27 protein-coding genes and 3 tRNA genes are annotated in these 24,197 nt (G+C 73.0%); 18 read left to right on the top strand and 12 right to left on the bottom strand.

All coding sequences use genetic code 11. The annotated features are described in order from the left end of the window. Positions 1-143: 143 nt before the first annotated feature. Together ACFV9Q_RS10390 and ACFV9Q_RS10395 are read left to right on the top strand one after the other, a co-directional pair. On the top strand, positions 144-1,130 hold the full coding sequence (locus ACFV9Q_RS10390) for an aldo/keto reductase (protein ID WP_377234347.1): 987 nt from the start codon (positions 144-146) through the stop codon (positions 1,128-1,130). 228 nt (positions 1,131-1,358) lie between these two features. Then, a tRNA-Asn gene (locus ACFV9Q_RS10395) sits at positions 1,359-1,434 on the top strand. Here ACFV9Q_RS10395 and ACFV9Q_RS10400 read toward each other — a convergent pair. Then, positions 1,393-2,472 (bottom strand): MBL fold metallo-hydrolase, encoded by a 1,080-nt coding sequence (locus ACFV9Q_RS10400; protein ID WP_377234518.1) that lies wholly within the window; start codon positions 2,470-2,472, stop codon positions 1,393-1,395. The genes ACFV9Q_RS10395 and ACFV9Q_RS10400 overlap by 42 nt on opposite strands. A gap of 52 nt (positions 2,473-2,524) precedes the next feature. Here ACFV9Q_RS10400 and ACFV9Q_RS10405 point away from each other — a divergent pair, with 52 nt between their 5' ends. After that, positions 2,525-2,944 carry a MerR family transcriptional regulator gene (locus tag ACFV9Q_RS10405; protein ID WP_377234348.1) on the top strand — a complete coding sequence of 140 codons (420 nt, stop codon included), beginning with the start codon at positions 2,525-2,527 and terminating at the stop codon, positions 2,942-2,944. A 29-nt stretch (positions 2,945-2,973) separates the two neighbouring features. Here ACFV9Q_RS10405 and ACFV9Q_RS10410 read toward each other — a convergent pair whose 3' ends face one another. Both ACFV9Q_RS10410 and ACFV9Q_RS10415 read right to left on the bottom strand, forming a co-directional pair. Then, positions 2,974-3,630, bottom strand: coding sequence for a response regulator (locus ACFV9Q_RS10410; RefSeq protein WP_377234349.1), 657 nt, complete (start codon positions 3,628-3,630; stop codon positions 2,974-2,976). Further along, on the bottom strand, positions 3,627-4,766 hold the full coding sequence (locus ACFV9Q_RS10415; protein ID WP_377234350.1) for a sensor histidine kinase: 1,140 nt from the start codon (positions 4,764-4,766) through the stop codon (positions 3,627-3,629). Before ACFV9Q_RS10415 ends, ACFV9Q_RS10410 begins: the two co-directional genes overlap by 4 nt. A gap of 162 nt (positions 4,767-4,928) precedes the next feature. Between ACFV9Q_RS10415 and ACFV9Q_RS10420 the strand changes: the two genes are divergently transcribed. The 3 genes from ACFV9Q_RS10420 (at position 4,929) to ACFV9Q_RS10430 (ending at position 6,958) form a co-directional block, all read left to right on the top strand. Then, positions 4,929-5,417 carry a DUF6326 family protein gene (locus ACFV9Q_RS10420; protein ID WP_377234351.1) on the top strand — a complete coding sequence of 163 codons (489 nt, stop codon included), beginning with the start codon at positions 4,929-4,931 and terminating at the stop codon, positions 5,415-5,417. Between the two features lie 50 nt (positions 5,418-5,467). Then, positions 5,468-6,247, top strand: a complete 780-nt coding sequence (locus ACFV9Q_RS10425; RefSeq protein ID WP_377234352.1) for a methyltransferase domain-containing protein — start codon at positions 5,468-5,470, stop codon at positions 6,245-6,247. Between the two features lie 105 nt (positions 6,248-6,352). Next, positions 6,353-6,958: a hypothetical protein gene (locus tag ACFV9Q_RS10430; RefSeq protein WP_377234353.1), complete on the top strand. Its 606-nt coding sequence runs from the start codon at positions 6,353-6,355 to the stop codon at positions 6,956-6,958. Positions 6,959-6,984: 26 nt separating this feature from the next. Here ACFV9Q_RS10430 and ACFV9Q_RS10435 read toward each other — a convergent pair whose 3' ends face one another. After that, positions 6,985-7,965 (bottom strand): DUF5937 family protein, encoded by a 981-nt coding sequence (locus ACFV9Q_RS10435; RefSeq protein WP_377234354.1) that lies wholly within the window; start codon positions 7,963-7,965, stop codon positions 6,985-6,987. A gap of 90 nt (positions 7,966-8,055) precedes the next feature. On the opposite strand from ACFV9Q_RS10435, the gene ACFV9Q_RS10440 reads away from it, so the two are divergent. Continuing rightward, positions 8,056-8,391 (top strand): cupin domain-containing protein, encoded by a 336-nt coding sequence (locus ACFV9Q_RS10440; protein ID WP_377227667.1) that lies wholly within the window; start codon positions 8,056-8,058, stop codon positions 8,389-8,391. 15 nt (positions 8,392-8,406) lie between these two features. Here the strand turns inward: ACFV9Q_RS10440 and ACFV9Q_RS10445 are convergent, their stop codons facing one another. From ACFV9Q_RS10445 to ACFV9Q_RS10475, 7 genes are all read right to left on the bottom strand, one after another. Then, a complete protein-coding gene (locus ACFV9Q_RS10445) occupies positions 8,407-8,811 on the bottom strand; it encodes a GNAT family N-acetyltransferase (protein ID WP_377234355.1) in 405 nt (134 codons plus the stop codon). Positions 8,812-8,847: 36 nt separating this feature from the next. Next, on the bottom strand, positions 8,848-9,210 hold the full coding sequence (locus ACFV9Q_RS10450; protein WP_377234356.1) for an HIT domain-containing protein: 363 nt from the start codon (positions 9,208-9,210) through the stop codon (positions 8,848-8,850). Between the two features lie 42 nt (positions 9,211-9,252). Further along, on the bottom strand, positions 9,253-9,675 hold the full coding sequence (locus tag ACFV9Q_RS10455; RefSeq protein ID WP_377234357.1) for a hypothetical protein: 423 nt from the start codon (positions 9,673-9,675) through the stop codon (positions 9,253-9,255). Positions 9,676-9,831: 156 nt separating this feature from the next. After that, complete coding sequence (locus ACFV9Q_RS10460; RefSeq protein ID WP_377234358.1) at positions 9,832-10,977, bottom strand: hypothetical protein; 1,146 nt, start codon at positions 10,975-10,977, stop codon at positions 9,832-9,834. Further along, complete coding sequence (locus ACFV9Q_RS10465; RefSeq protein WP_377234359.1) at positions 10,971-12,368, bottom strand: SDR family NAD(P)-dependent oxidoreductase; 1,398 nt, start codon at positions 12,366-12,368, stop codon at positions 10,971-10,973. The genes ACFV9Q_RS10460 and ACFV9Q_RS10465 overlap by 7 nt, the downstream gene beginning before the upstream one ends. A gap of 1 nt (position 12,369) precedes the next feature. Further along, positions 12,370-12,443: transfer RNA gene (locus ACFV9Q_RS10470), tRNA-Ala, on the bottom strand. Positions 12,444-12,447: 4 nt separating this feature from the next. Further along, a tRNA-Cys gene (locus ACFV9Q_RS10475) sits at positions 12,448-12,522 on the bottom strand. A 152-nt stretch (positions 12,523-12,674) separates the two neighbouring features. Between ACFV9Q_RS10475 and idi the strand changes: the two genes are divergently transcribed. From idi to ACFV9Q_RS10515, 8 genes are read left to right on the top strand one after another with little or no spacing between them, the layout of a single operon-like run. Further along, entirely contained in the window at positions 12,675-13,235 is a 561-nt protein-coding gene (idi, locus tag ACFV9Q_RS10480) for an isopentenyl-diphosphate Delta-isomerase (RefSeq protein WP_377227674.1), read from the top strand. Continuing rightward, a complete protein-coding gene (locus ACFV9Q_RS10485) occupies positions 13,232-14,275 on the top strand; it encodes a polyprenyl synthetase family protein (protein ID WP_377234360.1) in 1,044 nt (347 codons plus the stop codon). Before idi ends, ACFV9Q_RS10485 begins: the two co-directional genes overlap by 4 nt. Beyond that, positions 14,272-15,162 carry a phytoene/squalene synthase family protein gene (locus ACFV9Q_RS10490; protein WP_377234361.1) on the top strand — a complete coding sequence of 297 codons (891 nt, stop codon included), beginning with the start codon at positions 14,272-14,274 and terminating at the stop codon, positions 15,160-15,162. The genes ACFV9Q_RS10485 and ACFV9Q_RS10490 overlap by 4 nt, the downstream gene beginning before the upstream one ends. Beyond that, positions 15,150-16,715, top strand: a complete 1,566-nt coding sequence (gene crtI / locus ACFV9Q_RS10495) for a phytoene desaturase family protein (protein WP_377234362.1) — start codon at positions 15,150-15,152, stop codon at positions 16,713-16,715. Before ACFV9Q_RS10490 ends, crtI begins: the two co-directional genes overlap by 13 nt. Next, positions 16,712-17,086 carry a lycopene cyclase domain-containing protein gene (locus tag ACFV9Q_RS10500; RefSeq protein ID WP_377234363.1) on the top strand — a complete coding sequence of 125 codons (375 nt, stop codon included), beginning with the start codon at positions 16,712-16,714 and terminating at the stop codon, positions 17,084-17,086. The genes crtI and ACFV9Q_RS10500 overlap by 4 nt, the downstream gene beginning before the upstream one ends. Further along, positions 17,083-17,400 carry a lycopene cyclase domain-containing protein gene (locus ACFV9Q_RS10505; RefSeq protein WP_377234364.1) on the top strand — a complete coding sequence of 106 codons (318 nt, stop codon included), beginning with the start codon at positions 17,083-17,085 and terminating at the stop codon, positions 17,398-17,400. The genes ACFV9Q_RS10500 and ACFV9Q_RS10505 overlap by 4 nt, the downstream gene beginning before the upstream one ends. Beyond that, complete coding sequence (locus ACFV9Q_RS10510) at positions 17,390-18,250, top strand: prenyltransferase (protein WP_377227680.1); 861 nt, start codon at positions 17,390-17,392, stop codon at positions 18,248-18,250. The genes ACFV9Q_RS10505 and ACFV9Q_RS10510 overlap by 11 nt, the downstream gene beginning before the upstream one ends. Positions 18,251-18,258: 8 nt before the next feature. Then, positions 18,259-19,596 carry a TIGR01777 family oxidoreductase gene (locus ACFV9Q_RS10515; protein WP_377234365.1) on the top strand — a complete coding sequence of 446 codons (1,338 nt, stop codon included), beginning with the start codon at positions 18,259-18,261 and terminating at the stop codon, positions 19,594-19,596. Here ACFV9Q_RS10515 and ACFV9Q_RS10520 read toward each other — a convergent pair. Beyond that, the gene (locus tag ACFV9Q_RS10520) at positions 19,560-20,729 is read right to left on the bottom strand and encodes a VanZ family protein (RefSeq protein ID WP_377234366.1); all 1,170 of its coding nucleotides are present in this window, start codon (positions 20,727-20,729) and stop codon (positions 19,560-19,562) included. The two genes, ACFV9Q_RS10515 and ACFV9Q_RS10520, sit on opposite strands and share 37 nt — an antisense overlap. A 152-nt stretch (positions 20,730-20,881) precedes the next feature. Here ACFV9Q_RS10520 and ACFV9Q_RS10525 point away from each other — a divergent pair, with 152 nt between their 5' ends. The 3 genes from ACFV9Q_RS10525 to pdxA are packed head-to-tail and all read left to right on the top strand — an operon-like array spanning position 20,882 to position 24,197. After that, the gene (locus tag ACFV9Q_RS10525; RefSeq protein ID WP_377234367.1) at positions 20,882-21,925 is read left to right on the top strand and encodes a 2-keto-3-deoxygluconate permease; all 1,044 of its coding nucleotides are present in this window, start codon (positions 20,882-20,884) and stop codon (positions 21,923-21,925) included. Next, entirely contained in the window at positions 21,922-23,157 is a 1,236-nt protein-coding gene (locus tag ACFV9Q_RS10530) for a four-carbon acid sugar kinase family protein (protein ID WP_377234368.1), read from the top strand. Before ACFV9Q_RS10525 ends, ACFV9Q_RS10530 begins: the two co-directional genes overlap by 4 nt. Further along, the gene (gene pdxA / locus ACFV9Q_RS10535) at positions 23,154-24,197 is read left to right on the top strand and encodes a 4-hydroxythreonine-4-phosphate dehydrogenase PdxA (protein WP_377234369.1); all 1,044 of its coding nucleotides are present in this window, start codon (positions 23,154-23,156) and stop codon (positions 24,195-24,197) included. Before ACFV9Q_RS10530 ends, pdxA begins: the two co-directional genes overlap by 4 nt.

Genomic DNA, 24,197 nt, shown 5'->3' on the forward strand with positions numbered 1-24,197 from the left:
AGTCCCTGGGGTGGCCGGTACTGGCGGAACCCCCTTGGCGTGGCGCCGTGGGCCTTTTGTCCTGGGCCTTGGTCCAGGGCCGCTTGTCCTGGGCCGCAGGTCTAGCGTGTGTCCGCGAACCCACTGCGAAGGAGACTGTCACGATGCATCAGCGAACGCTCGGCCAGGGCCTGAAGGTCTCCGCGATCGGCCTGGGCGCCATGGGGATGTCGGAGGGCTACGGCCCCAACCCGGGCACGCGCGAGGAGATGATCGGCGTGCTGCGGGGCGCCGTCGAGCGGGGCGTCACCCTCGTCGACACCGCCGAGGTCTACGGCCCGTACGTCAACGAGGAGCTGGTCGGCGAGGCGCTGGAGCCCGTGCGCGACCAGGTGGTGATCGCCACCAAGTTCGGCTGGCGCATCGAGGACGGCGCCACGGTGGGCCTGAACAGCCGGCCCGAGCACATCCGCGCCGTCGCCGACGCGTCCCTGCGCCGCCTGCGCACCGACGTGATCGACCTCTTCTACCAGCACCGCGTGGACCCCGACGTGCCGATCGAGGACGTGGCCGGCACGGTCAAGGAGCTGGTCGACGCCGGCAAGGTGCGGCACTTCGGACTGTCGGAGGCGAGCCCGGCCACGATCCGACGCGCGCACGCCGTGCACCCGGTCACCGCGGTGCAGAGCGAGTACTCGCTGTGGACCCGCGACCCCGAGCCCGAGGTGCTGCCCACGCTCGCCGAGCTCGGCATCGGGTTCGTGCCGTTCAGCCCGCTCGGGCGCGGGTTCCTGACGGGAGCCGTCGACTCGACGACGTCGTTCACGAGCGACGACATGCGGGCGTCGATCCCGCGGTTCACTGCCGCCAACCGCGACGCGAACCAGGTGCTCGTGGACCACGTGCGCGCCCTGGCGGAGGCCCAGGGCGCGACGCCGGGCCAGGTGGCGCTCGCGTGGCTGCTGGCGCAGCAGCCGTGGATCGTGCCGATCCCGGGGACGCGGCGCCTCGCGCGGGTCTCGGAGAACGTGGGGGCCACGGGTGTGGCGCTCTCCGCCGACGACGTGGCCGACCTGAACGGACTGGCCGCGCGGGTGGGGGTGGAGGGCGACCGGTACAACGAGGCCGGGATGGGGATGGTGGGGCGGTGAGGTGACTGGTGCGGGTGCGCCCGAAAGTCATGGTCTACCCCGTCATTGGGCCCGAAACGAGGGTGATTCCGGGCCCAATGACGGGGTAGACCGTGACATCCGCGCGGGGGCGGTGGGGTGTGATCGACGCCGCTCCCGCGCAGATCAGATATGAGTCGGGACTACCCCCGGGAACCTGTTAGAGTTTTCACCGGTCGCCCACCCGGTCCACGGGACGGGCGAATGCGATCCCGCGTAGCTCAGCTGGCAGAGCATCCGACTGTTAATCGGACGGTCGTTGGTTCAAGTCCAACCGCGGGAGCCACCAGGCCCGGAACCTCAACGGTTCCGGGCCTTGCTGGTTCTGTTGCATGGTGCCAACCGAGCGGTCGTCACGCCGGTAGCGTGCTGAGGCGTCGTGGTCATGCGTCGGGACGATCACGACCTCCGGCCCCACCGCAGCGAGCCGCTGGACGGTCTGGAACGCCGTCGTGCGGTCGGCGTCGGCGAGGCGGCCAGGGAAGGATGCCGTGGGCCGTACGGTCTGAAGCTGGAGGGTGTGCCAGACCGAGTCGCCGGCCATGAGCGCCCACCTGCCGGCACCGAGATGCAGGAGCACGCCGACGCTTCCCGGTGTGTGACCGGCCATGTCGACCAGCACGACCGAGCCATCGCCGAAGAGATCGTGGCTGCGCTCGAAGGTCAGCACCGGTGGACCGTCCAGCTCGTAGAAGCTCACGTCGCGGTGCTCGAGTGCTCGGCGAGCCACCCCGAGGGGCGCGCGCCGCCCATCCATCGCCCAGTTCCACTCGGTGTGGCTGGTACGGATCGGGATCGACGGCAGGTCGACCAGGCCTGAGACATGGTCCCAGTGCAGGTGGGTGGGCAACGCGAAGTCGATGTCATCTGGGTCAAGTCCGGCTTGCGCGAGGGACTCGGTCACGCTGACGACGTCGGCCGGCGGTGTCACGGCCGCACGCAACGGTTTCGGAAGCTGCGGCAGTACCCGCCGGTCGAGGTCCTCGCAGATCGCCGGATCCATCAGGAACGTCGCAGTCGGGTGCCGCACGAGAAATGCCGTCATCGAGTTCCGCACACGCGCCGGATCGCGCAGACCCTGCACGATCGCCATGGTCGGCACCGACCTGGCCACCTGCTCGAAGGCGGTCAGCGTGACCGAGACGGCGGGCGTGGGCAGACCGACGTTACGCAGAGACCTGCGGAAGGCCTCGTCAGGCAGGCGAGGGTGACGACGGTCAGACGACAGGGCGACCAGGGCGGCGACCGCTCGGCCGAGCACGGGCAGCAACGACGCGCGGGAGGACAGATCGGGAGCGTCGGATACATGGGGCGAATGCGGCATGCGTGCGACACTATTTCTTCAGGTCGACCTGAAGGCAAGGAGTGGTTTCGACATGTCGGAGCTTCGTATCGGAGACGCGGCCTCGATCGTCGGCGTCGACACTCACGTGCTCCGGCACTGGGAGGACGTGGGCGTACTGGTTCCGCCGCGTTCTGCTACCGGCCAGCGGGTTTACGACGACGAGGCGGTCAGTCGGGCGCTGGTGATCCGGCGCTGCCAGCGCGCTGGTCTCTCGCTCGCGCAGATTCGCGAGCTCCGTCCCGCGGACGATGATGCGAGGCGAGTCCTCATCGAGGAACACCGATCGCGCATCATGGACGCCGTCGACCAGCTACAGGCGACGGGCCGCTTCCTCGAGCACCTCCTCTCCTGCCGTCACGCCGAGATCACCGAGTGCCCGGACTGCTCCGGCTTCGCCGCCGACCCGCGACCGTCGGCCGTCCAGAAACGACGACTCGCACGGGACATCTGAGGCGCACCGTCCGGAGGGCTGCGCCGCACCTAGTCGGCTCTCACGCGTCTGGTGTCGTACGCCCACATCGCGATCTCGACGCGGTTGCGGGCGCCGAGCTTCGTCATCAACGACGCGACGTGGGACTTGACCGTGCTCAGGCCGACGAAGAGCACGGTGGCGATCTCGGCGTTGGTCCGGCCCCGTGCCACCAGCGCGAGCACCTCCTCCTCGCGCTTGGTGAGCGGGTCGACGGGCTGGACCGGTGCCGCCGGTGCCTGGTCGGCGAAGGTCGCCAGCAGCCGGCGGGTGACGTTGGGGGCGATCAGCGCGTCCCCGTTGGCCGCCGCGTGGATGGCCTGCACGAGGAGCTCCGGCCCGGCGTCCTTGAGCAGGAAGCCGCGGGCGCCGGCGCGCAGGGCGCCGAGGACGTACTCGTCGAGGTCGAAGGTGGTGATCACGACGACCGCCATCGGGTGCGTCACGTCCGGCCCGGCCAGGCGCCGCGTCACCTCGACGCCGTCGAGCCCGGGCATCCGGATGTCGACGAGGAGGACATCGGGGCGCAGCCGGGTCGCCAGGTCGAGCGCTGCGAGCCCGTCTGCCGCCTCCCCCACGACCTCGAGGTCGGGTTGCGCGCCGAGGATCATCACCAGCCCGGTCCGGACCAGGTCCTGGTCGTCGGCCACAACGACACGGATGCTCATGCCGGCGCCTCCGCCGGCAGCACGGCCTCGACCACCCAGCCGCCCTCGGGCCCCGGACCCGCGGAGAGTGATCCGCCGAGGAGCTGGGCGCGTTCGGCCATGCCCAGCAGGCCGAACCCCGGCTCCGGGACCGGCCCCGGGGCGGTCTGTCCGTCGTCGCTGACACGCAGCCTGACGGCGTCGCCCTCCCGGCGTACGTCGATCCCGATGCGGGTCGCGCTCCGCGCGTGCCGTACGGCGTTGGTCAGCGACTCCTGCGCGAGCCGGTAGAGCGCGGCGTCCACGGGTCGTGCCAGCCGGCTCAACGAACCGTTCAGCGAGACCTCGACGGTGGGCGTCGCGTCGGCGCGCGCCAGAGCGGGCAGGTTCGCGACGCCCTGCTGCGGTGCGTAGGCGGCGGCTTCCTCCTCACGCAGCACCCGCACCATGGATCTCATCTCCGCCAGGGTTCGCGACGCTTCGGACTCGATCGCGGCCAGGACCTCGGCAGCCTTCTCGGGCTGGACGGCGGCGACGACGCCACCGGCCTGCGCCTGCACCGCGATGGCCGAGACGTGGTGGGCCACGGTGTCGTGCAGTTCGCGCGCCAGCGCCACCCGCTCCTGGTTGCGGATCTCGCGCTGTCGGCGATGCCAGAGGACCGCGCGGTAGCGGAACACCGCTGCGAGGGCGACGAACAGCAGCAGGAGGACACTCCCGCCGAAGACGTCGGTCCAGCCCGTGGACGTGGCGTACATCCCGAGCACGACGACGGCTGCCACGAACGCCGTCCCCAGGACGATCTCCCGGCCCGAGCCCCACCGCACCAGGGAGTAGAGCAGGATCAGGACGGCAATCATGGAGTAGAGGCCGAGGTCCCCGGCGTGCGCGGTCAGCTGGAGGACCGAGAGCAGCCCGGCGACGCCCCACCCGACCAGGGCGGCCACGAGGGGGCGGCTCCGCCGCCAGAGCAGGGCAGGCACCAGCGCCAGGGCGAGCACCGTCACCACAGGCCGCCAGGCCAGGCCCGGCCGGACGACGCCCTCGACCAGGGCGGCGGCCGCGAACACGCCCACCAGCAGCCAGTCGAACCGACCGATGGGCCGGGCGTCAGCAGGCCGCGGCTCATGCCAGATGGAGCGCCGGGAGGTGACCACGGCTCCAGCCTAGGGATCGGCGTGCCTCGGCGTACCCGCCGAAAGCACGAGAAAGAGACCGTCTCATCGGCCAGGTGAGCTCCGGCCTCCCGGCCGGTGCGCACGCCGCCGGGCTCAGCGAGCGTGGACCTACCGATCCTCACCCCGACAACGGAGCCCATGATGAGCACGCAGCACCCCACCACCACACTGGAAGACCCGCAGATCCCGGTGAGAGCAAAGCTCGCCGCAGGGTGGACCAGCTTCATGTTCCTGTACGCCTACGTGGACATTCTCGGCTTCTTCACGCCCGGCATCGTCGAAGACATCCTCGACGGCCGGGTCTACGAGTTCGCCCTCTCCCAGACCTTCTCGACGACGGCGCTGGCCCTCATGGCCATCCCGATCTTCATGGTCGTGCTGTCGATGACGCTGCCCGCCCGCGTCAGCCGCATCGCGAACCTCGTAGTGGCCGCGCTCTACGTCCCCGTCACGGTGTTCAATGTGGCCGGCGGGTACTGGCTGTACTTCTACGGCCTCGGCGTCGTACTGGAACTGATCGTTCTCGCCCTCATCATCAGGTACGCCTGGACCTGGCCCCGCACCGCACGATCGGCGAACCTGGCGACCGGCCCGGACCGTGAAGGTGTTCGCGCCCAGCAGCAAGCGTGAACGCAAGAGCAGCCCAGGTCACCGACCGACGCGGGTCGTAGAGTCGACCCATGGCCTTCGACGTCGCGGCCGAGTCCTACACGCGCTTCATGGGCAGGTACTCCGAGCCGCTCGCGGACAAGCTGGTCGGCCTGGTCGACCCCCGGCACGGGCAGCGTGCGCTCGACGTCGGGTGCGGGCCCGGCGCGGTGACCGAGCGGCTGGTCGTCCGGCTGGGCCCGGAGGGTGTCGCCGCGGTCGATCCGTCGGTCCCGTTCGTCGAGGCGGCCCGCAGGCGGTGTCCCGGCGTCGACGTCCGCCAGGGTGTGGCCGAGGCGCTTCCGTTCGACGACGGCGTCGTGGACCTGACGCTCGCGCAGCTCGTGGTGCCCTTCATGAGCGACCCCGTGGCGGGTCTGCGCGAGATGGCCCGGGTGACGCGGCCGGGCGGTTCGGTCTCCGCGAGCGTCTGGGACTTCGGCCGCGAACGGGCGCCGCTGTCCACGTTCTGGCGCGCCGCCCGGGACGTCGACCCGGGTGCGTTCGACGAGGCGGGGGCCGTCGGCGCACGCACCGGCCAGCTCGCCGACCTGTTCCGGGCCGCCGGTCTGCACGACGTGCACACCCACGAACTCACCGTCACCTCGGCGTACGCCGGCTTCGCCGAGTGGTGGGAGCCGTACACCCTGGGTGTGGGGCCCGCCGGGGACTACGTCGCCGGCCTCGACGCCAACGCCCGACGGGCGGTCGAGGCACGCTGCCGCGAGCTGCTCTCCGCGGGGCCGTTCGAGGTGTCCGCGACGGCCTGGACGGTCGTCGCGACGACGCGGCCCAGCCAGTCCGCCCCGTAGCGGACACCAGTCGCAGTCGACCCTCGACCGGATCCGCATCGGGAAAGACATCGCGTGCACTCTCTTGCACCGATGCGAGAAAGGTCCCGGGCTAGGGTCAGCCGCGTGCTCCAACGGTTCCGCGCCTACTGGCCCGATGAGGACGAGTGGCGCTGGCTCGAGCTCGACGACGGGGGCTACGTGATTCGGCACGTGATCCTGCGCGGTGGCGAGCCGATCGTCGCTGCCCGCACCGACGAGTTGCTGGCGACACGAGACAGGGCCGGGCTTCTCGGCGTTCAGCTCTATGAGGCTGTCAACGGTGTGCCCGCCGAAGGCATCGTCGACCCGCCGTCTGACGCGATCCCGGTCCAGGCCGACGAGTTCGACCGCGTGTTCCGACAGGCCAGAGCCTCCCGCAACCGCACACCCACGACGACCGGGCCGTTCCCCTGCGGGTCCCTTGTTCAGGGCACCTTCGGTGCCAACCCTTGGCCGGCCGGTGCCACCGGTACCTATGTCGACATCGGACATGAACCGATCCACGGCTTCGTGGACGCCCAGTGGTTCTTTCAAAACGGAGCCTCGTGGCCTGATCCCGGCACCGACGCCCAGTTCAGGGTGGTCGATCTACGGTGGCACTCGCTCCAGCTACGACTCCAGCCGGTCGGCCTCCCCCATCACGGGTTGCCCTGGCCTCGGCCCTACGACTGGCACGAGCTCGGTCACTGACCGAGGAAGCGACGCGGCATCTGCCGTCAGCCCCCGACCAGCGCCTCCCCCAGCGGCGTCCGGACGTGCAGGACGCGCGCGCCGTCGCGGCGGGCGTCGACCAGGCGGGCGCCGCTCAGCAGCGCCAGGTGGTGCGACGCCGTCGAGACGGCGAGCCCGCAGGCGGCGGCGACCTCGCTCGTCGACAGCGGCGACACCAGGGCGAGCAGCACTCCCGCCCGGCCGGCGCCGAGCAGTCGGGCGAGCGCCTCGGCGGTGCCGGGACCGTCATCGGCCCAGCGCTCGGAGACGCCGAGCGCCGGGTAGAACAAGGTGGGCTGGGCCGGCGGCTCGGTGACGACGGAGCACCGAGGTGCCATGACCGACGGCACCAGCACGAGGCCGCTGCCCGCGCAGTCGAGGACCTCGCCGTGCAGGCGCAGCCGTACCCGGACGGCGTGCGGGGCCCAGCCCACTGCCTCGTGCAGGGTCTCGACCATCGCGCCGAGGCCATCCGTCGTCGCGCGCCGGGAGCGCACCCCGACGTCGGCCCGCAGGATCCTTCCCAGCTGCGGCCAGAACGGGGCGAGCAGGCTGTCCCAGCACTGTTCCCAGGCCTCGGCGGCGGCTGAGCGGGCGTGTTCGGGATCGTCCGCGAGGGCCCGCAGCAGGCGCCGCTCGGTCCCGTTCGTCCGGTCGACGCGCTTGAGGAGGTCGACGCGGAGGGGCGCGAGGTCGGCCGCGCGCAGGCGGGCCAGCTCCTCGTCGGGGCTCAGGTCCCAGCCGGGCGTCGAGGTGAGGAAGTCCGGCATGTACCCGTCTGGGCCGACGAGTAGCCGCATCAGGTCGAACGCGCGCTGCGGAACCTGGGTGCGCGCGCGGCGCAGCCAGCCCCACTGGAGCGGGTGGTAGCTCGGCTGCACGAGCACCCGCACGGCATGGGCGAGCTCGTGACCGGGCGAGACGCCGAACCGGATCGCCGAGATGTCGTCGGGCGCGAGCCGGAACTCCACCATGTTTCGATGCACGTCGAAACCGTAGTGCGCCGTCGCCGCCCCCATGAGGCTGGGAACACGCCGGCCGCACGGGCCGGCTCCGAAGCCTCACCAGGAGCAGACATGACCACGACGGTCTCCGCCGACACCATCCGCATCCCCGGCTCGCGCACCCTGCGCTACGAGGGCCGCGACCACGGTTCGGGCATCTCGTTCTTCCTCGTCACCAACGACCCCGGCCAGGGGCCCGGGCTGCACCGCCACCCGTACAGCGAGACCTGGTCCGTCCTGGAGGGCGAGGCCACGATCACCATCGGCGACGAGACGGTCGTCGCCCGGGCCGGCGACACCGCCGTCGTCCAGCCCGACGTCTGGCACGGCTTCACCAACACCGGGACCGGGACGCTGCGCATGATGTGCATCCACGCCTCGGACACGATGATCCAGGAGAACCGCTGATGGCCGCCCAGGGGCCTACGTGAGCTGCAGCAGTCCGGCGGCCGTCGTCCGGAAGCCGCAGGCTTCGAGGTAGAACCGCGATCGGTCCGCCTCGAAGTCGACGTGCAGCCACTCGCAGCCGTGGTCGCGCGCGGCCTCGGCGGCCGCAGCGACCAGCGCTCGCCCGATGCCCTGCCCCTGGTGGTCGGGGTCGACGACGGTGTCGAGCAGCACCGCGTGCACCCCGCCGTCACCGATCACGTTGACGAACCCAACGAGGTTCCCCGCGGGGTCGGACGCCGTGACCCAGGTGAGGCTGTGCCGAGTCAGTCGCCCGGTCCACGGCGTCACCGCCTCCGACGGGCTCTCGAACGCGCGGGCGTGCAGGGCTGAGAGCGCGGCGTCGTCGACGGCGCCTCGGACGGTCAGAGCGATGTCCACCGCGGCACCCTATGCCGGATCCCGGGAAGCACCGGGTCAGTCCCGCAGCCGGCGGCCGTTGTGGATGTGCACGTGCAGGTGCTTGGAGTCCTGGAACGCCCCGAGATTGGTCAGCACGGCCGCCGCCCCGTCGCGCCGTTCGAGCACGCCGGCCAGGGTCTGGACGACGACGAACAGCCGCCGCATCCACTCCTCGTCCTCGGCCGTGACCGACGTCAGTGACGCGATGTGCTTCTTGGGCACGACCACGATGTGGTTCGCCCAGAACGGCCTGGTGTGGTGGAACGCGAGGACCCACTCGTCGTCGTGCTCCACCTGGAGCTGCGCGGTGCGGGGTATCGCGACGTCGCAGTAGAAGTCGTCGCCCGCGTACCCGTCACCCGTGCGCGTAGGAGTCATTCGCCTGACCCTACGACGCCGGGCTCGCGGGATGGCGTCCGATCAAGCACTGGCAGGCATGAGGGACAGCACGGCGCTGATGATCGTCGATATCAACGCGACGATGGCTCCGAGGCTGGCGAGACCTGTTGTCGCGCTGTTGGCCGGAAACAACTGCCTGAGGCACTCCCGCAGACGCGGGTGCACGAAGAGGGTTCGGAATCGCTGCCACTTATGCTGCTGCAGGTGACAACCCCGCAAGACGCCGCGCGCGTTGTTGCGGCAGGTCTTGCCCGCGGCACGGACGGGCGCGCCGCACGGGTTCGGTGCTTGGACGAGCAGCCACAGGAGCGCAAGGGACGAGAACCCCGCGATCGCGCCGAACCCAAGGTCGTGGGTCAACCACCCCACCGCCGCAACAACCAGTGCGGCCAGTCCCCAGTACCGCCAAGTCAACTTCACCAAGGTCTTCACCATAGACACCATGGCGGGGACCGTAGGGGCAGAGGCGATCTCTGGCAAAACTCGGATTGTGAAGTCATTACCCTTGCATTGCATGACGAATCTCGATACGACCAGTCGTCGCGTCCGCCTCGACACGTCAGCCCCGCCGACGGCGTCCGGCAGCTCCGGCAGCGGGCTTCACGGGGTCCTGGTCCGGTAGACGCTCCGAATGGCGGCAACGTCCTCCGGCACAGACGGCGCCATGGGCCGGGCCCCTGCGAGCGCGTCGAGCCGACGGCGGACCGTCGTGGCGACGCCCTTGCCGAGCACGAACCGTGTCGCTGTGACCGCCCGCTCCGCCCCACCAACGAGCCGGAGCGCTTCGCGACTGCCGAGCCCGGTGTACGACAGCACCAGGTGCCCGAGCCGGTGCGGCCCGTCTGACAGCGCGGCGGCGATCGTGTCCGCCGCCTCACCGTCGATCCGGTTGTCCGACGCTCCGAGCGCCCCGGCAGCACGGACCCTGCCGAGGTCCAGCACCTCGACCCCGGCGCCCACCGCGGCGGCCGTGAGCCTCGCCGCCGCGGCGGGACCGATTCCGTTGCTGGCCACGGACAGTCGAGTGAGCGCGCCATGAGGAGCGCCGGCCAGCGCCTCGGCGAGGGCTCGGGCGCCGCCGTCGCCGAGACCGGCCGCGGAGATGTACAGCTCGCTCAGCGCACCGGCTGCCACCACCCTCGCGAACGACGCCGCACCCCCGGGACCGAGCTCGTTGCCGCCGACATACGCGCGGACCACACGTCGACCGCTCGCCGAGGCAGCGATCAGGGCGTCTGCGAGGACAGCGCTCCCTGGCCCGTCCAGTGCGGTCTGGACCAGGTCGAGCGTGCGCAGGTCACGTACCGCTTCCACCAGCGCGGCACCGGACCTGCCGGCGTCCCTGCCGAGCGGGTTCCGCTTGAGCCACACACTACGCACCGCGTGCGGTGAACCGGCGAGCCGCTCGGCGATCGAGCACGCCCCACCCGCGGTGATGCCGTTGCACCCCAGATAGAGCGTCTCGACGCCCGCGCGCCTCGCGCCCTCGGTCACCGCGAGCGCCCCCGGATCACCGAGCCCGTCGGTCCCGAGCAGTGCGTGCCGCACCGCCCCCGGACGCAGCTCCTGTGCCACCCGCGCGCCACCGTCCGGCCCCAGTGCCTGCTTGCACAGATCCAGCCGGCCGTCCGGCAGCGCCGTCCCGGTCGGGAAGTCCGTCCGGTGCCGCACCGGTTCGCCCGTACGCAGCCAGGTCAGCAGCGGTTCGAGGTCCGCCCCGAGACCGGCGCCCGCGCGTGTCACCATGACGCCTCCTTGTAGTCCTTGAGAAACACCCCGGCGAGCGGTTCCCCCGCCTCGCCTCGCACGATCGGGTCGTACACACGAGCAGCACCGTCGATCACGTCGAGCGGGGTGCGAAACCCCCGGTCAGCGAGCCGGTCCCGCGTCGGCAGCGGGTTCTCGTCCGTGATCCAGCCCGTGTCGACCGCCGTCATGTAGACACCCTGCGCGGCCAGCGCGGGGCCGGACGTGCGAGTGAGCATGTTCAGCGCCGCCTTCGCCATGTTCGTGTGCGGGTGCCGATCGGTCTTGTTCCGCACCGCGAACCGGCCCTCCACGGCCGTCACGTTCACGACGTACCGGCGCTCGACCGGCGCGGCGAGCAGAGCAGGCAGCAGGCGGTCGCACAACAGCGCGGGCGCCACGGCGTTGACCAGCTGCACCTCCAGCACCTCGGCCGGGTCAAGGTCGCCCAGGCTCGCCGTCCAGGAGTTCGCCGGGGCCAGGTCCGGCAGCAGACCGGCTTCGTCCACGGTGCCCGACGGCGACGCAGCGGCCTCGACGAGATCGGCTCCCCCGGCGGCGAGCGCCGTGAGCTGCGCCCCCGGGCTGGTCTCGATCGCGGCTGCGGTGCTGAATCCAGGCGCTCGCAGGATCCGGCCCGGCGCCCTCACGCGCTCGCCGCTGACGAGAGCGGCATAGGACCCGGCCGGCCGACGTAGCGTCTGGGCGGCGTTGTTGACCAGGATGTCGAGCGGCTCGCCGTCGAGCAGCTCGTCACACATCGCCAAGATCTGGCGCGGGTCGCGCAGGTCGACGGCGACCACGGCGAGGCGGTCGAGCCATTCGCCGCTTCCCGGCACCGCGCGAAAGCGCCGCAGCGTGTCGGCGGGGAACCTGGTCGTGACCAGCACCTCCGCGCCGTCGCGCAGCATCATCAGCGCCAGCTGGAAACCGATCTTGACCCGGCCTCCGGTGATCAGCGCACGGCGTCCGCGCAGGTCCGTCCGCGCGTGACGGCGCTCCTGGTTCAGGTCCGCGCAGGTGGGGCAGAGCTGGTGGTAGAAGTCGTCGAGGTCCTGGTAGAGGTCCTTGCACACGTAGCAGCGACGCGAGCGGCTCAGCGTGGCTGTCGCGCCGGACGGGACGCCGAGCGGAGCGTCCTGACGCCGCTCGACGGCACCCGTCGCCGTCCCCGCGAGCGCGAGCCGATCCGCGCGGCGGCCTTCGTCCCGGCGACCCCGACGCCGCTGGACGCGCCCGTCCCGGGCGAACGACTCCGCCACACGCTCTGCCCGGAGCCGCACGGGGTCGTCGGCGGGCATGGCGCGCAGCCGCTCGACGACCTCGTCGAGCAGCGTCGCGTCGTCGGACGAACCTGCCTCCACCGGCGTCGCGTCCGTCTGGATACTCACGTGGCCCCGGCCGGATTCGAACCGGCGTGTTCCTGCTTGCGAAACAGGCGCGTCTGCCTCTGCGCTACGAGGGCCGACCTGCCCGGCGGCCGGATTCGAACCGGCGTGTCCCGCTCTGCAGGCGGGTGCGACGGCCTCTGCGCTACGCACAGGCATTGGCCGGGAGCATAGCCGAACGTGCAGGTCGCGCGGGCTTCCCCGCCACTCGCTCAAGACCCCGTGCGATCTGTCCGGTATCGGCAGTGAGAAAAACTGCTTCCTGTGCTTGAATATAGCCAGGCTAGCAAAATCACCGAAGGGGTCACAGTGACGACCGAGAGAGTGGTCCTGCTCGACGACGACGGGACTCCCGTCGGGTCAGAGCTCAAGAGTGCCGTGCACTCCGAGCACACGCCGCTCCACCTGGCGTTCTCGTGCCACGTGCTCAACCCGGCGGGTGAGGTGCTGGTCACGCGGCGCTCCCTGCACAAGCAGACCTGGCCGGGGGTGTGGACCAACTCCTTCTGCGGCCACCCCCAGCCGGGCGAGCAGGGCGAGGAGGCCGTGCTGCGCCGCGCGCAGGACGAGCTCGGCCTGAGCCTGCGCGAGCTCCGCGTGGAGCTGCCGCGCTTCCGGTACCGCGCCGTGGACGCCAGCGGGATCGTGGAGAACGAGCTGTGCCCGGTCTACGTCGCGGTCACCGAGGACGAGCCGCAGGTCAACCCCTACGAGGCCATGGAGGCCAGGTGGGTCGACGGCGGCGCGCTCGGCCAGGCCCTGCGCGCCACGCCGTGGGCGTTCTCGCCCTGGTTCGTGGAGCAGGCCGACGAGATGCCGCTGTACGCCGCCCTGGCCGTGCGGTCCGCCCGAGACGTGTCGTGGCCATGACCGAGATGCTGACCCACGACGCCGTCGACGTGGTGCTCGCCGACTTCTTCGCCGAACACGTCCGGCGTGCGACTCCGCTCGCGGAGCACTACGCGCTGCTGTGGCGCCGGCTGGCCCGGTCGAGCGAGGGCGGCAAGCGCCTGCGCCCCCGTCTCCTGCTCGACGCGCACGCCGCGTTCGGCGGCCCGCACCCGCACGACGCCGCCGTCGCGGCCGCCGCGTTCGAGCTGGTGCACACCGCGCTGCTGCTGCACGACGACATCCTCGACCGCGACCTCACGCGGCGCGGGCGCCCCAACCTGGCGGCCGAGTTCGCCGGGGACGCGACCCAGAACGGGCTGTCCACGGAGGCCGCGACGGCCTGGGGCACGGCCTCGGGCATCCTCGGCGGCGACCTGCTGCTCAGCTCTGCGTACGCCCTGGTGGGGCGGATCAAGTCCGACGGCCGGGCCGAGCTGACCGACATCATCGCCGAGAGCCTGTTCCGCGCCGCCGCCGGCGAGCACGACGACGTCGGGTTCGGCCTGGGCACCGCCCCGGCCACCCCCGACCGGGTGCTGCGGATGATGGCCAACAAGACCGGCAGCTACTCCTTCGCGGGACCCCTGCGGGCCGGCGGCGCCCTGGCCGGTGCCGGCCCGCAGGCCTCGGCCGAGCTCGAACAGGTCGGCATCGCCCTGGGCATGCTCTACCAGGTGCGCGACGACATGCTCGGCGTGTTCGGCGACCCGCACCGCACCGGCAAGAGCACCACCGGCGACCTGCGCGAGGGCAAGCGCACCCTGCTGGTCGCCTGCGCCGAGGGGCACCCGGAGTGGATGGCGGTGCGGCACCTGTGGGGCCGTCCCGAGCTGGACGACGCCGACGCCGACCTGCTGCGCGCCGCCCTGGTCGCCAGCGGCGCCCGCGCGGCGGTGGCGGATCTCATCGACGCCAAGCGGCGGGCCGCCGTCGCGATGGTCGAGCGGTCGGGGCTGCCCACCGTGCTCAAGCGGGAGCTGACCGGGCTCGCGCTGCGGCTCGCGGAGCGTGAGTCGTGATCCCGTCGTCCTCGCTGGCCCTGTACTCGCACACCGCCCACGCGGCCGCCGCCCAGGTGATCGGCGCCTACTCGACGTCGTTCAGCCTGGCCACGCGCCTGCTTCCGCCCGCGACGCGCGGCATGATCGAGGACATCTACGCGCTGGTGCGTGTGGCCGACGAGATCGTCGACGGTCCGGCGCAGGAGGCCGGGCTGGCGCACGCCGAGCGGCGCGCGGCCCTGGACGCGCTGGAGGAGGAGACGTACCTGACGCTGCGCCGCGGGTTCAGCACCAACATGGTGGTGCACGCCTTCGGCACCACGGCGCGCGCCGTCGGCATCGACGAGACGCTGGTGCGCCCGTTCTTCGCGTCCATGCGCCGCGACCTCGACCCCGTCGTCGCCCTCGGCGACGACGAGTACCGCTCCTACGTGCACGGCTCCGCCGAGGTGGTGGGCCTGATGTGCCTGCGCGCGTTCCTGGACGGCCACCCCGTACCGCCCGGCGTCCGCGGCCGGCTGGAGGAGGGCGCCCGCCGGCTCGGCGCGGCGTTCCAGAAGATCAACTTCCTGCGCGACCTCGGCGACGACCAGGAGCGGCTGGGCCGCACCTACTTCCCGGGCGCCGGTCCCGAGGTGCTCGACGAGGACCGCAAGGCCGCCGTCGTGGCCGACATCGACGCCGACCTGGCCGCCGCGCGCGCCGTGCTCCCGCTGCTGCCGGTCGGGCCGCGGCGCGCGACGGCGCTGGCGGCGGGCCTGTTCTCCGAGCTCAACGACCGGCTGCGCACCATGCCCGCGGCGCAGCTGCACGTCCGTCGGGTCTCGGTGCCGACCGGCGTCAAGATGCGCATCGTCGTGGCCACGCTCGCGGGCACCCGGACGGGCAGGCGATGGGCGGCATGAACGACGGACAGCCCGGACGGCGCGTGGTCGTGATCGGCGGCGGCATCTCGGGTCTGGCGACCGCTGCCCTGCTGGCCCGCGAGGGCGCGTCGGTCACCCTGCTCGAGGCCCGGTACGAGCTCGGCGGACGCGCGGGGCGCTGGCACCGCGACGGGTTCGTGTTCGACACCGGCCCGTCCTGGTACCTCATGCCCGAGGTCTTCGAGCACTTCTTCCGCCTCCTGGGCACGAGCGCCGCCGACGAGCTGGACCTGATCCACCTCGACCCGTCCTACCGGGTGTTCTTCGAGGACGACTCCGAGCCCTTCGACCTGCCCGCCGACGGCGCGCGCGAGGCCCTGCTCGCGCTCGACCCGGCGTCGGCCCCGCAGCTGGACGCGTACCTGGACTCGGCCGCCGAGACGTACCGGATCGCCACCGAGCGGTTCCTGTACGCCACGTTCGCCTCCCCCAAGCCCCTGCTCGCGCCGGACGTCGTGCGGCGCGCCCCGCGGCTGCTGCGCCTGCTGGGCGAGTCCCTGGACCACTTCATCTCCCGGCACACCACGGACGAGCGGGTGCGGCGGATCCTCGGCTACCCTGCGGTCTTCCTCGGCACGTCGCCGAGCGCCGCGCCGAGCATGTACCACCTGATGAGCCACCTCGACGTGACCCAGGGCGTGCTGTACCCGCGCGGCGGGTTCGGCGCGGTGATCAACGCGGTCGCCCGCCTCGCCGAGCGCCAGGGCGCCCGGCTCCTGACCGGCCAGCGGGTGCGGCGCATCACGGTGTCCGACGGCGTCGCGACCGGCGTCGACGTCACCGGCCCGGACGGCCGCACCCGCCACCTGGACGCCGACGTCGTGGTCTCGACCGCGGACCTGCGCGTCACCGAGCACGAGCTGCTCGGGCCGCGACACCGCAGCAAGAACGACCGCTGGTGGAAGCGCCGCGACCCCGGGCCGGGTGCCGTGCTGGCGCTGCTGGGCGTGCGCGGCGAGCTCCCCAGGCTGGCCCACCACTCGCTGCTGTTCGCCCGCGACTGGCAGGAGGGGTTCGACGCCATCTACGGCGCCAACCCGTCCGTGCGGACGCCGACGTCGCTGTACGTCTGCAAGCCCAGCGCCACGGACGCCGTGGCGCCGCCCGGGCACGAGAACCTGTTCGTGCTCGTCCCCGTGCCGGCCGACACCTCGATCGGCGCGGGCGGGATCGACGGCGCCGGGGCCTTCGGCGTCGAACAGGTCGTGGACGACGCGATCGCGCAGATCGCCAAGTGGACCGACACCCCCGACCTCGCCGAGCGCGTCGTCGTGCGGCGCACGATCGGGCCCGCGGACTTCGAGCGCGACCTCGGCGCCTGGCGCGGCGGCGCGCTCGGCCCGGGCCACACCCTGCGGCAGAGCGCGATGTTCCGCGGGTCCAACGCGTCATCGCGTGTCTCGGGCCTGCTGTACGCGGGGGCGACGACGATCCCCGGGATCGGCCTGCCCATGTGCCTCATCAGCGCGGAGCTGGTGGTCAAGCGGCTCCGGGGCGACACCAGCGCCGGGCCGCTGCGGGAGGAGTCATGAGCTTCGTCTACCTCGCCGTGCTGCTGTTCTCGGCCGCCGGCGTCCTGCTCCTCGACCGGCGGTTCCGGCTCTTCCTCTGGGACTCCCCCGTCCGGGCCGCCGCCGTGCTCGTCACCGGTACCGCGTTCTTCCTCGTGTGGGACCTGGCGGGCATCGGGCTCGGCATCTTCCTGCACGGCGCCGGCCCGTACATGACCGGGCTCATGCTCGCCCCCGAGCTGCCGATGGAGGAGATCGTGTTCCTGGCGTTCCTCTGCGAGCTCACGATGGTGCTCGTCCTCGGTGCCCAGCGGGTGCTGCGCCGGGCCCGAGTCCGGGCCCGCATCCGGGCCCGCGACCGGGCTCGTCTCCGGGAGGACGTGCTGCGATGACCTACCTGATCCTCGCGCGCGCCTTCCTCGCGGTGGCCGTGGCGGTCGCGGTCATCGCCGCCCTGCGCGCACGCCTGGCCGGGACGCGCCCCATCGGCTGGCGCCCGATCGTCCTGGCCGCCGTCGCCCTGCTGGTGCTCACCGCCGTCTTCGACAACGTGATGATCGCGACCGGCCTGTTCACGTACGCCGACGCGCACATCTCCGGGGTCCGGATCGGGCTCGCGCCGATCGAGGACTTCGCCTACCCGCTGGCGGGTGTCATCCTGCTGCCCGCCCTCTGGACCCTGTTCGGGAGTCGACGTGCTCGCTGACCTGGTGCGCGCGTCGCGCCCCCTGAGCTGGATCAACACGGCCTACCCGTTCGCCGCCGCGTACCTGCTGACCACGGGCACGGTCGATGTCGCACTGGTCGTGGGCACCCTGTTCTTCCTGGTGCCCTACAACCTGGCGCTGTACGGGATCAACGACGTGTTCGACTACGCGTCCGACCTGACCAACCCCCGCAAGGGCGGCGTCGAGGGCGCGCTGCTGGCACCCCGGCGGCACCGGCCGATCCTCGTCGCCTCCCTGGCGACCTGCGTGCCGTTCGTCGCCGTGCTCGTGGTGCTCGGCCCGCCGGCGTCGTGGGCGGTGCTCGCGGTCAGCCTGTTCGCGCTGGTCGCCTACTCCGCGCCGCCGTTCCGGTTCAAGGAGGTGCCGGTGCTGGACTCCCTGACGTCCAGCGTGCACTTCGTGAGCCCGGCGGTCTACGGGCTGGCGCTGGCCCAGGCCGACCCGACGCCGCAGACGTTCGCGGTGCTCGGCGCGTTCCTGCTGTGGGGCATGGCCAGCCACGCCTTCGGCGCGGTGCAGGACGTCGTCCCCGACCGCGAGGGCCGCATCTCCTCGATCGCGACGGCGTTCGGCGCGGCCACCACCGTGCGGCTCGCGCTGGGCGCGTGGGTCGTCGCGGGCCTGCTGATGCTCACGACCGGGTGGCCCACCGCGCTCCTGGGCCTGCTCGCCGTCCCCTACCTCGTGCTCGCGGCGCCGTACGCGGGCGTGAGCGACGCGGACTCCGCGCGGGCGAACGGCGGCTGGCGGCACTTCCTGTGGGTCAACTACGCCGCGGGCGCCGCGGTGACGATCCTCCTCATCGCGACCGCGGCCGGCTACCTGTAGGGGGAACCATGGGTCTGACGTACTCGAGCGTCGTGGGGCACCCGCGCCCCGAGGTGTTCGCCTGGCACGAGCGACCCGGCGCGATCATGCGGCTCACCCCGCCGTGGTCGCCCCTGCACGTGGTCCGCGAGGCGTCCACGCTCGCGGGCGGGGCGGCCGTGCTGCGGCTGCCGGTGGGCCTGCGGTGGGTGGCCCGGCACAGCGGCTACGAGCCGCCGGAGCGGTTCGTGGACGAGCTGGTCTCCGCGCCGCTGCGCTGGGTGGTGCCGTGGCGGCACACCCACGAGTTCCACGACGAGGGCGGCGGCACCCGGGTCACCGACACGGTCGAGACCCGAGTGCCCGAGGCGGTGCTGCGGCCGATGTTCGCCTACCGGCACCGCCAGCTCGGCCTGGACCTCGCGGCCCAGGCGTCCGCCCGCAACGCCGGCGACTGGCCCAAGGTCGTCGCGGTCAGCGGCAGCCGCGGGCTGGTCGGCAGCGCCCTGGTGCCCTTCCTGACCACGGCGGGTCACCGCGTGATCCGGCTCGTGCGCGGCGCGCCGCACGGCCCCGACGAGCGGCGCTGGGACCCGCAGGCGCCCGCCGACGACCTACTGCGGGGCGTCGACGCCGTCATCCACCTCGCCGGGGCATCCATCGCGGGCCGGTTCACCGACGCGCACCGCGCGGCGGTCCGCGGCTCCCGCATCGAGCCGACGACGGCGCTCGCCGCGCTCGCCGGCCGCACCGCCGACGGGCCGCGGGTCTTCGTCAGCGCGTCGGCGATCGGGTTCTACGGCCCGGACCGGGGCGACGAGGTGCTCACCGAGACGAGCGAGCGCGGCGACGGGTTCCTCGCCGACGTCGTCGACGACTGGGAGCAGGCGACCTCGGCCGCGGACGGCCTGCGGGTGGTGAACGTGCGCACCGGCCTGGTGCAGTCACCACGCGGCGGCACGCTGCGCCTGTTCTACCCCCTGTTCGCCGCGGGCCTGGGCGGCCGGCTGGGCGACGGGCAGATGTGGCAGTCCTGGATCGGCATCGACGACCTGGTGGACGTCTACCACCGCGCGCTGTACGACGAGCGCCTGTCCGGGCCGGTCAACGCCGTCGCGCCCACCCCAGTGCGCAACGCCGCCTACACCGCCACACTGGCTGGCGTCCTGCGCCGTCCCGCCGTCCTTCCGGTGCCCGACCTGGGGCCCCGGCTGCTCCTGGGCCAGGAGGGCGCGGACGAGCTGGCGCAGGCGAGCCAGCGCGTCTCGCCCGAGGTGCTGCTCGCGCTGGGCCACCGGTTCCGGCACCCCACGCTGGAGCCGGCGCTGCGTCACCTGCTCGGCCGGGACCCCCGCGCCCGCGGCTGACCCTCGGGCGCGAGGGACCGCGCGTCGACCAGGAGGTACGGGGCCGCCTTCCCGGAGAGCCCGCGCCGCCCCCGCGTGAACAGGGTGGACAGCACCAGCACGGTCGCCACCGTGGCCGCCAGGCCCTGGGCAGGCGCGAGCGCGCCGACGTCGAACATGGTCGCCGCGTCACCCAGCGCCTGGAGCAGGCCCCACAGCGCTCCCCCGGCCAGCCCGCGTCGCAGGCGGGCCCACGGCGCGAGGCGCGCCCCGCCGTCGGGCGGCACGACGGCGAGCCACACCGTGCGCTGCCCCAGCGACTCCCCCGCGCCCGTGACCAGGGGCAGCACGAACACGACGACCCACGCCAGGACGCTGGTGCCCAGCCAGACCGCCAGGGAGTCCGCCGGGGCGCGACCCGTCACGAGGTAGTACCCCAGCCCCAGGGTCAGGGCGAGCACGCCGCCCAGGGCGGTATAGGCAAGGTAGTCCACGGCCATGCCGAACCAGCGCCGCCACAGGGTCACCGGCCGCGGCGTCCCCCGGCCCGCCGCCAAGGTCCGGGCGCCGGGCATCCAGCGCAGCACCCACGGCGCGACCAGCGCGCCGAGCACCCCGCCGAACGTGTTGGTGAGCAGGTCGTCGACGTCGGCCAGCCGGTACGAGCACGGGATCAGCCCGAAGATGCCGGTCAGCTGCGTGACCTCGATCAGCAGCGACGCCCCGAGCGCCGACGCCGCGGACGCGAGCAGCCCCCAGCCCAGGTACCGGCGCACCAGCACGCCCCACGGCACGAACAGCACCACGTTGAACACGCCCTGGAGCACGGAGATGTCCCGCACCGCGGCGCCCAGGGACAGGCCGGCGGTGCGCTCGCGGATGTCGGCGACGATCTGCAGCGGCTTGAGCTGCGCGCCGTCGTACCCGTACTGGGCGCACCAGGCGGCGAGGTCGCCCGACGGCAGCGGGAGCAGGGTGTACGCCACCAGCGCGGTGCCGTAGACCGCGAGCGCCGCCGCGCCGAGCAGCCGGGCGGGGCTGATGACGCCGTACCGGCGCACCTGGATCACGAGGATCGGGATCAGGAGGGCCACGAAGAGGGCAGTCCCGATGAGCACGCCGATCCGGGCCGGCCACGTCCACACGTCGGTCACCCGGAAACGCTAAGCGCCGGGTGAATCCTGCGCGCGCGGGGGCCTGTGTGCAGGGGACTTGCCCGCCGCCCGTCCCGTCCCGTACTTTGTCCGTACTTTCTTGTCCTGACAATTGCGACCATCGCCGGTCGCGCACAACGAGAGGTTCCGCCATGGATGCCGGACTGACACCGAGGTCGACCGTGCCCCTCTACGACTGGATGAACAAGATCCCGGGCGGGCTCATGCTCGTGCCGCTGGTCCTCGGCTCGGTGGTCGGGACGTTCTTCCCCGGCTTCCTGGAGCTGGGCTCGTTCACCACCGCCCTGTTCAAGGACTCGGCGCTGCCGCTCATCGCCGTGCTCATCTTCGCGACCGGCATGCAGATCACGGCGCGGACGTCGGGGCCGGTGCTCGCCGCCACCGGGACGCTGCTGCTGACGAAGTCCCTGATCCCCGCCGGGCTGGTCGCGCTGGCGGGCAGCATCTTCGGGATCGAGGGGTTCCTGGGGGTCTCGATCCTGGCCCTCATGGCCACCATCGACAACAGCAACGGCGGCCTCTGGCTCGCCTTCACCGGCAAGTACGGTGACGAGCGCGACCGCGGCGCATACATGGCCTCGGCCCTGAACGACGGCCCGTTCATCTCGATGCTGTTCCTCGGCGCCTCGGGCCTGGCCGACATCCCGCTGACGGCATTCCTCGCGGCGGTGATCCCGCTGGTGCTGGGCTTCGTGGTGGGCAACCTCGACCCGCGCTGGACGGAGATCATGCGGCCTGTGCCGAACATCGTCATCCCGTTCTTCGCGTTCGCGCTCGGCACGGGGATCAACCTGCGCGACGTCGTGACCGGCGGCGCGAGCGGCCTCCTCGTCGGCGTCTTCGCCGTCCTGCTGACCGCCGCCCTGACCTACTCGGGCTACCGCTTCATCCTGCGACGCGGCATGAAGTCGGGCATCGCGATCGCCGCCGCGACCACGGCGGGCAACGCCGTCGCCACGCCTGCGATCATCGGCGGGGTGGACCCCACGTTCGAGCCGTACGTCGCGGTCGCCACCGCGCAGGTCGCCTCGGCGGTGCTGGTCAGCGCCGTCCTGGCGCCGCTCCTGGCCACGATCGTCCTGAAGCGCCAGGGCGGCCTCGCGCCCGCCGCGGAGGACGACGGCGCCGGGTCCGCCGCCGAGGCACCGGCCGTCGAGGGGCGCGGCACCGCATGAGCGAGCACACCGTCGGGGTCGTCGCGGACGACCTGACCGGGGCCGGGGACTGCGTGGTGCAGTTCGCCCGTGCCGGCTGGACCAGCCACCTGGCCCTCGGCCGGGACCTGCCCTCCGGCGAGCGGGCGGCGGTCGCCGTCGTCACCGACGCGCGGGCCCAGGACGACGCCCCCGCGGCGGCCGCCACCGCGGCCGCCGTGCGGGCCCTGTCCGGCGCCGGGCGGCTCTACGTCAAGATCGACTCGACGATGCGCGGCAGCGTCGCGGCCCAGGTCACCGGGGCCCTGACCGCCTGGCGCGAGCGGGTCCCCGGCGCGTTCGCCGTGGTCTGCCCGAGCTACCCCGCGCTGGGGCGGACGGTCGGCGAGGGCGTGCTCCTGGTCGGCGGCGTGCCGGTCGCGGCGACGGCCGCCGGGCACGACCCCGTCACCCCGGTCCGCACGAGCGACCTGACCGCGCTGCTGCCGGGCGCCGTCCGGGTGCCCGCCGACGGCGACGCCGCGGCCCTCGCGGACCGCCTCGCCGAGGCGGGCGCGGCCGCGGACGTCATCGTGGTCGACGCCCTGGACGACGCCGGGCTGGAGCGCCTCGCCGACGCCGTCGTGCTGCTCGGTGCCCGCGCCGTCCCGGTCGGCTCCGCCGGGCTCGCGGCGGCGCTGGCCCCGCGCTGGGGCGGCGACCGCGCCGCGCCGGACCAGCCCCGGCTCGCCGTCGGGCGCACGCTCGTGGTGCTGAGCTCGCTGAACGCGGTCTCCCGCGGGCAGGCCGAGGAGCTCCTGCGCGCCGAGCCCGGGACGCTGCTGGTCACCCCGGAGGCCGGGGCCGGACCGGACGAGACGGCCGCGCGGGCGCTGGGCGCGGACGTGCCCGCGACCGTGCTCGTCCGCACCCCCGAGCCCACGGGGCCAGCCGGCACCGGGCGGGAGCGGGCCGCCCGCGCGGCGGCCGAGCTGGCCGACCTGGTCGCCGCCGTCACGGAGCGGACCCGCCCCCACGCCGTCGTCCTCGTCGGGGGCGACGGCGCCCGCGCCGTGCTCGCCCGGCTCGGGGCCCGCAGCGTGCGGGTGTCCGGCGCCGTGGCCGAGGGCGTGCCGCTCGGCCGGCTGGAGGGCGGGCCGGCGCACGGCACCGTCGTCGTCACCAAGGCGGGCGGGTTCGGCACCCGCCGGACCGTCGTCGACGTGCTCGAAAGCCTGAGATCGTACTCTTCGCACCAGGAGGTAAACCCTTGAGCATCCCCACCCTCGCCGTCACGCTCGGCGACGTCGCAGGCATCGGCCCGGAGATCACGGCCAAGGCCCTGCTCGGCCACGACGACCTGCGCGCCCTGTGCGTGCCCGTGGTCGTGGGCGACGCCGGCGCGCTGCGCCGCGCCGTCTCCGCCGTCGGCGGCGACCCGGAGCGGGTCCGCGTGATCGCGACCCCGGCCGAGGCCACCAACACCCCGGGCACGATCGAGCTGCTCCAGACCGGCCCGTCGCTGGCGGACGTGCCGATCGGCGAGATCAGCGCGGCGGCCGGCGACGGCGCCTACCGGTTCGTGGTCGAGGCCTGCCGGCTGGCCCGGGAGGGGCTGGTGGACGGCATCGTCACGCCCCCGCTGAACAAGGCCGCGATGCACGCGGGCGGGCACCGGTGGCCCGGGCACACGGAGCTGCTGGCCCACGAGTTCGGGGTCAAGAACTTCAGCCTCGTGCTGTCGGCGGGCGACCTGTACTTCTTCCACCTGACCACGCACGTCTCGCTGCGCCAGGCCATCGAGGACATCACGCCGGAGCGCACCCGCGACGTGCTCGACCTGGCCGGCGCGTTCACGGCGGCGCTGGGCCGCCCGGACGAGGCCATCGGGCTCGCGGGCCTGAACCCGCACGCCGGCGAGAACCGCCTGTTCGGCGACGAGGACGCCGACATCCTGGCCCCCGCGGTCGAGGCGGCACGCGCCCGCGGCCTCAACGCCCACGGCCCGCTGCCTGCCGACGCCCTCATCCCGGCCGCGGTCAAGGGGAGGTGGAACATGGTCGTGGCCTGCTACCACGACCAGGGCCACGCCCCGTTCAAGGCCGTGTACGGCGACGACGGCGTGAACATCACCGTGGGGCTGCCCGTGGTGCGCGTCTCGGTGGACCACGGCACCGCGTTCGACATCGCCGGCCAGGGCATCGCCCGGGAGGCCAGCCTCGTGCTCGCGATCGAGCGGGCGGCCGGCCTCGCGCCCGGCTGGGACCACGTCTGGCGGACGGCGCAGCAGGGCGCCCCGAGCGCGGCGAGCTGA

It is taken from the genome of Promicromonospora sp. NPDC059942 (genome assembly GCF_042731755.1).
Classification (GTDB): Bacteria; Actinomycetota; Actinomycetes; order Actinomycetales; family Cellulomonadaceae; genus Promicromonospora.

Coding starts and splice junctions, on each gene's coding strand:
- ACFV9Q_RS10390 (WP_377234347.1), top strand. CDS start 144: ATGCATCAGCGAACGCTCGGCCAGGGCCTGAAGGTCTCCGCGATCGGC.
- ACFV9Q_RS10400 (WP_377234518.1), bottom strand. CDS start 2,472: ATGCCGCATTCGCCCCATGTATCCGACGCTCCCGATCTGTCCTCCCGC.
- ACFV9Q_RS10405 (WP_377234348.1), top strand. CDS start 2,525: ATGTCGGAGCTTCGTATCGGAGACGCGGCCTCGATCGTCGGCGTCGAC.
- ACFV9Q_RS10410 (WP_377234349.1), bottom strand. CDS start 3,630: ATGAGCATCCGTGTCGTTGTGGCCGACGACCAGGACCTGGTCCGGACC.
- ACFV9Q_RS10420 (WP_377234351.1), top strand. CDS start 4,929: ATGAGCACGCAGCACCCCACCACCACACTGGAAGACCCGCAGATCCCG.
- ACFV9Q_RS10425 (WP_377234352.1), top strand. CDS start 5,468: ATGGCCTTCGACGTCGCGGCCGAGTCCTACACGCGCTTCATGGGCAGG.
- ACFV9Q_RS10440 (WP_377227667.1), top strand. CDS start 8,056: ATGACCACGACGGTCTCCGCCGACACCATCCGCATCCCCGGCTCGCGC.
- ACFV9Q_RS10450 (WP_377234356.1), bottom strand. CDS start 9,210: ATGACTCCTACGCGCACGGGTGACGGGTACGCGGGCGACGACTTCTAC.
- ACFV9Q_RS10455 (WP_377234357.1), bottom strand. CDS start 9,675: ATGGTGTCTATGGTGAAGACCTTGGTGAAGTTGACTTGGCGGTACTGG.
- ACFV9Q_RS10460 (WP_377234358.1), bottom strand. CDS start 10,977: ATGGTGACACGCGCGGGCGCCGGTCTCGGGGCGGACCTCGAACCGCTG.
- ACFV9Q_RS10485 (WP_377234360.1), top strand. CDS start 13,232: ATGACCGAGATGCTGACCCACGACGCCGTCGACGTGGTGCTCGCCGAC.
- crtI (WP_377234362.1), top strand. CDS start 15,150: ATGGGCGGCATGAACGACGGACAGCCCGGACGGCGCGTGGTCGTGATC.
- ACFV9Q_RS10500 (WP_377234363.1), top strand. CDS start 16,712: ATGAGCTTCGTCTACCTCGCCGTGCTGCTGTTCTCGGCCGCCGGCGTC.
- ACFV9Q_RS10505 (WP_377234364.1), top strand. CDS start 17,083: ATGACCTACCTGATCCTCGCGCGCGCCTTCCTCGCGGTGGCCGTGGCG.
- ACFV9Q_RS10515 (WP_377234365.1), top strand. CDS start 18,259: ATGGGTCTGACGTACTCGAGCGTCGTGGGGCACCCGCGCCCCGAGGTG.
- ACFV9Q_RS10525 (WP_377234367.1), top strand. CDS start 20,882: ATGGATGCCGGACTGACACCGAGGTCGACCGTGCCCCTCTACGACTGG.
- ACFV9Q_RS10530 (WP_377234368.1), top strand. CDS start 21,922: ATGAGCGAGCACACCGTCGGGGTCGTCGCGGACGACCTGACCGGGGCC.